Source organism: Massilia norwichensis, assembly GCF_024753245.1.
GTDB lineage: Bacteria > Pseudomonadota > Gammaproteobacteria > Burkholderiales > Burkholderiaceae_D > Telluria > Telluria norwichensis.
The window spans coordinates 1-4,725 of sequence record NZ_JANUGX010000059.1 but is presented as its reverse complement, the minus strand read 5'-3'; the positions used below and the strand labels follow the sequence as shown (position 1 = coordinate 4,725).

The 4,725-nt window shown below is 63.9% G+C and carries 5 protein-coding genes; 4 read left to right on the top strand and 1 reads right to left on the bottom strand.

From position 1 onward, the window contains the following. Window positions 1-266 precede the first annotated feature (266 nt). Both NX782_RS26010 and NX782_RS26005 read left to right on the top strand, forming a co-directional pair. Entirely contained in the window at window positions 267-1,430 is a 1,164-nt protein-coding gene (locus tag NX782_RS26010) for a GGDEF domain-containing protein (protein ID WP_258848409.1), read from the top strand. A gap of 142 nt (window positions 1,431-1,572) precedes the next feature. Then, window positions 1,573-2,385 (top strand): hypothetical protein, encoded by an 813-nt coding sequence (locus NX782_RS26005; protein ID WP_258848408.1) that lies wholly within the window; start codon window positions 1,573-1,575, stop codon window positions 2,383-2,385. Window positions 2,386-2,406: 21 nt separating this feature from the next. Here the strand turns inward: NX782_RS26005 and NX782_RS26000 are convergent, their stop codons facing one another. Continuing rightward, window positions 2,407-3,369, bottom strand: coding sequence for a methyltransferase (locus tag NX782_RS26000; protein ID WP_258848407.1), 963 nt, complete (start codon window positions 3,367-3,369; stop codon window positions 2,407-2,409). Between the two features lie 153 nt (window positions 3,370-3,522). Between NX782_RS26000 and NX782_RS25995 the strand changes: the two genes are divergently transcribed. Beyond that, complete coding sequence (locus NX782_RS25995; protein ID WP_258848406.1) at window positions 3,523-3,696, top strand: hypothetical protein; 174 nt, start codon at window positions 3,523-3,525, stop codon at window positions 3,694-3,696. Window positions 3,697-3,706: 10 nt separating this feature from the next. Continuing rightward, window positions 3,707-4,582 carry a KPN_02809 family neutral zinc metallopeptidase gene (gene ypfJ, locus NX782_RS25990; RefSeq protein ID WP_258848405.1) on the top strand — a complete coding sequence of 292 codons (876 nt, stop codon included), beginning with the start codon at window positions 3,707-3,709 and terminating at the stop codon, window positions 4,580-4,582. The last annotated feature ends 143 nt before the right edge of the window (window positions 4,583-4,725 follow it).

Here is a 4,725-nt window from a genome sequence, read left to right as displayed (position 1 = left end):
TAAGGGGGCCCTTTTTGTTTTGGCGGGAGGAGGGGAGCGCCTGCGCGCTCCCCGTGTGGGATTCGAAGACGTGCGCATATTTGCGCACGGGCGGCCTGCGGTATGTAGGCGAATCCCACCCTCTCCGCCAGACAAGAAAAGGGCTCCCACAAGGGAGCCCTTTTTCGTTAACGACCAGCCACCCTGTCAGCTGTGATAGTTTGTGATTTTTTCGGCTTGGCAACATGTTATGCTCAGCCAAATATCCCCCAGCGTATAGGCATGTCGTGAATACCACCCAGCCCATCAGCGAATCCGACCTTTCCCTTGCGCGCGAAACCGGCTTTTCGGAATGTGCGATTGCGCTTCGCCGCGCACTCACCACCACGCCGAGCGGTTGGCTGCTCGCCGTATGGTTCTGCTGGGACCGCGTTCCCACGCATTCCATCGTCCTGTGGCTGGGAATCGCTGCCGCGATCTGGGCTGGCAGCCTGGCAGTTTTGCAGCACATGATCGGCACCGGCTCGAAGCTGGCAAGGCATCGCCGGCAGCTCCGATGGATTGCCGGGCTGGATGGGTTTGCCTGGGGCCTGCTGACATGGTTCCTGATGGGCTACGACCCCGTGCTCGACGCCGTGCTGATGGCCTTGCTATGCGGCGTCGCATCGATCAATGCGCAGGTCTATGGCACCTATGTGGTCGCTTATTACGGCCAGATCGGCATCCTGCTGGCCGTATCGGTGCTGGGCTTATTGCAGACCGGCAGTCAGAGCGCGCTCGATTACGTTGCCGGCTTGAGCGTGTTCACCGCCCTCACTGTCTACTATACGCGCGCGATCTCGAAACGTTTGATCGAGGGGATACGCTTCCAGCACGCGAATGCCTCGCTGGCGGCGCAATTGCGCACGGCGCTGCAGAAGGTGGAGCTCGATGCCGCGACCGACGCGCTGACAGGGCAGTGGAATCGCCGCGCCCTCGACGACGTGCTCAAGCAGCAGGTGCAGCAGCATGCGATCTCCGGCAAAACGTTCTCCATCCTGATGCTCGACATCGACTTCTTCAAAAGCATCAACGATGAATTCGGCCACCTGGTGGGCGACGATGTGTTGCGCGCTTTCGCACAGCAGCTACGCGCGTTTCTGCGGACGGACGATGTCTGCGCCCGCTTTGGCGGCGAGGAGTTCGTCGTCGTTCTGCCCGATACGCCTCTGGGCACAGCGATGGAGATCGGCGAGCGTATCCGTCGAGGCATTGCGCAGACGCCTCTGTTGACCAAGCCGAAGGTGCAGGCCACCGTGTCGATCGGCGTGGCGACCATGGAACAGGGACAGAGCATCACCGAGCTGTTTGCAGCAGCGGATGCCGCCGTCTACCTTGCCAAAAATGCGGGACGCAACCAGGTGCGCTCGCACGTGCCGATGCCGGTACAGATCGACGCCATGCAAAGCTGAGCGGTGCGCCTGGCGATGGCAGCCGAGCAGCCTCAGCCAATCGTGCGCACCCTTACCGCATATCTTAGCAATAATGACAACAGTTACTGACCCGCGAGTCAGTGATATTCATGTCATTCATATAAGATATTCGGAGAATACAATGTTTGCTCGTCATTCCGTCCTCGCCATCGCCGCCGTGCTGGCTTCCGGCGCCGCCTGCGCCCAGCAATCGCCCGCTCTCGACCGCATGAGCATCAGCGCCGGTGTGTTTTCCGCCAAGCCCAAGATCCATGCCGCCGGCGACACCTCGCAAGGTTACCTGTCCACGCCCGACGCCGAAGGCAGCCACACCACGCTGCCGCGCGTGAAGGCCGAAGTCCTGCTGGGCGACAGCCAGGGCCTGGCGCTCGATTACTGGCGTTATGACAAGGATTACAACCCGACCATCGCCGGCGCCTCGACCATCGACGGCCGCCCGGTCAGCGGCACCGCCACCGTCAACGCCAACCTGCGCCTGGACCTGGCGCAGCTGGCCTACCGCTGGTGGCTGGGCCGCGGCAACGACGTGTTCGGCGTCGGCGTCGGCGCAGCTTATCTGCACGCGAAAGTGTCGGGAGAAGGCCGCGGTCAGGTGACCGGTGTGTCGGGATTGCCGCAGACCGTCGAGTTCAACGGCCGCGGCCAGACCAGCGAGAGCGGTTATGCACCGCTGGTCGAACTGGCCTGGCGCCATTCGTTCAACGAGCAGTTGCGCCTGGTGGCCGAAGCATCGGGCGTCAAGAAGAATGGCGGCAACGTGGACGGCCACGTGTATGGCGGCACGATCGGCCTGGAATGGTTCCCGGCGCGTAACGTGGGTGTGGTGGTCGATTACGGCATGCAGCGCATCCAGCTGTCGCGCAACGGCGAGCGCGAAGCCGATCTCAAGCTGCGCCTGAGCGGCCCGTCGGCCTACGTCAAGCTGCGCTTCTAAGATACCGGCGGGCCTGCGCGTTCAGGCCCGCTTCACCGCATGCAGCCAGACGGCGGCAATGCGTTCCACCTGTTCGTAACCCTCGCACTCGAGCTGGCCGCCGAAGATGTCCGGGTCCAGCTCTTCGTACTGCCATTCGTCGCAGGCTTCGTCCAGCAGCGGCCGGATCGCCGAGAGGAAGCGGTCCTCGCCGGCGACAATTGCCACTCCCGTATACAGCAGCAGGCTGCCGCCCGGATGCAGGCGCGCCAGGCCGGTCTTGACGATGTCGATCGACAGGCCGGCACCGTGCTCGCCGCCGCCGTGGCGGTAGGGCAGTTCGTCCGCATCGAGGATGTAGGGCGGGTTCGACATCACCACGTCGAACTGGCCGTCGACGCCGTCCAGCAGGTTGCCGCGGCAGGGGATGAGTTTGTCCGCACCGTTCAGCTCGGCGTTGATGCCGGAAAGCAGCAGCGCGTCGTCGTTGATGTCGGCGCCGTAGACGGTGGCGTCGGGGCAGCACAGGGCCAGCTCGATCGCGCCCGGACCGGCGCCGCAGCCGATATCGACCGCGCGCCGCACCGGCCGGCGCAGCAGCGGCGAGGCGAGCGAACGCTTCAGCGCCGCCACGTAGCGGTAGGTGTCGGGGCCGAAGAAGACCGCATCGTCATCCGAGGTCGGGAAGGCCGAGTGGAAATAGAGCTGGCGGCCGACGGTCGAGGCGCGGATGCATGCCCGGTAGCCGGGTCCCAGATCCTGGCCGGCTTCTGCACGCAAGCCGGCTTCCTCCAGCAGCCTGTCGATTTCCGCCGGCAGCACGCCTTCGCGATACGGGCGGCTCCAGCCGAACACGTCGCGCAGGCCGTGTGCCCAGGCATTTTCCGCGCGGCGATTGACGCGCCGGTGCGTGGCCGGGGTGACGGTGATGAAGGCGTAATCCTGGCTGCGCAACTGGCGGCCGAGGCGCGATAGGGCGGATGGGGAGCGCAGGTTCAGGGTCATGGCTTCAGCATGAGGGGCGCCGCCTCGCCGTTCTGTGCGCGAGCGAACATAGCGGCCCTTCCGTTAAAATTGCGTTTATGTGAAGGCTCGTACATACCCGGTGTGCCTGCTTGCGCATACTGGGCCCCAGGGAGGATTGCCATGAGCACGAGAATGTCTGACGCTGGTCTGCACCTGCGCCTGGAACGTGAAATCGAGCGTGAACGCCACGAGCGCGAGCTGCATGACGAGCAGCGCGCCGGGCTGGCCGCGGACGAGGAATTCCGCATCAAGGATGCGCGCGAACAGCGCGGTGCGGTGTGCCTGAAACGGTCGCCGGGAAGATAAGGAGGCGCAAATGCGTTGGCAAGGTGACGAACAGAGTAATAACGTGGAGGACGTCCGCGGCAGCGGTGGTGGCGGCGGTGGATTCGGCATCGGCGGTGGTACGGTGGGGATCGGAACGATCGTCATCGCCTTGCTCGGTTCCTGGTTTTTTGGGGTGTCGCCAGGTACGATTCTAGGCCTCCTGTCCGGCGGCGGTTCGCCGGCCCAGGTGCAGCAGGTGCCGAACCGGCCTCCTGCCAACGACCAGGAGACCCAGTTCATCCGTACTGTTCTGCGTTATACCGAGACGACCTGGACCCAGATCTTCCAGCAGAACGGCGCTACCTACACGCCGCCGATACTACGCCTGTATGAAGGCAGCACGCCTACCGGCGGTTGCGGCATGGGCGAAGCGGCCGTCGGTCCGTTCTACTGCCCGGCCGACCGCAAGGTCTACCTGGACGTGTCCTTCTTCAACCTGATGCAGCAGCGCTTCCAAGTTGGCGGCGAATTTACCCAGGCCTACGTAATCGCGCACGAAGTCGGCCACCACGTGCAAAACCTGCTGGGCATCTCCGGCAAGGTCGACAGCATGCGCCGGCGCCTGTCCGAGACCGAAGCGAATGCGCTGTCGGTGCGGGTCGAGCTTCAGGCCGACTGCTTTGCCGGCGTCTGGGCCTACCACACCAACGAAGCCAAGCAGATCATCGAGCAGGGCGATGTCGAGTCGGCCCTGAAAGCCGCCAGCGCGATCGGCGACGATGCGCTGCAGCGCCGTGCGCGCGGCGAGGTGGTGCCGGATTCGTTCACGCACGGCACGTCCGAGCAGCGCATGCGCTGGTTCTCGAAAGGTTTGCAAACCGGTTCGGTGCAGCAGTGCAACACGTTCGACGCCCGTCAATTGTGATTTGAAAATTCTTATCGCGCAAAGAACGGCTGCCATCGTGCGGCCGTTTTTCATGTGCGCTCAGCATGAGCGCACTCCTGTGGGTGAAAGTCCCACCGCAAGCTGACCACAGCGAGCGAAGTGAAGCGCAACTGCATGAGGGC

Coding starts and splice junctions, on each gene's coding strand:
- NX782_RS26005 (WP_258848408.1), top strand. CDS start 1,573: ATGTTTGCTCGTCATTCCGTCCTCGCCATCGCCGCCGTGCTGGCTTCC.
- NX782_RS26000 (WP_258848407.1), bottom strand. CDS start 3,369: ATGACCCTGAACCTGCGCTCCCCATCCGCCCTATCGCGCCTCGGCCGC.
- NX782_RS25995 (WP_258848406.1), top strand. CDS start 3,523: ATGTCTGACGCTGGTCTGCACCTGCGCCTGGAACGTGAAATCGAGCGT.
- ypfJ (WP_258848405.1), top strand. CDS start 3,707: ATGCGTTGGCAAGGTGACGAACAGAGTAATAACGTGGAGGACGTCCGC.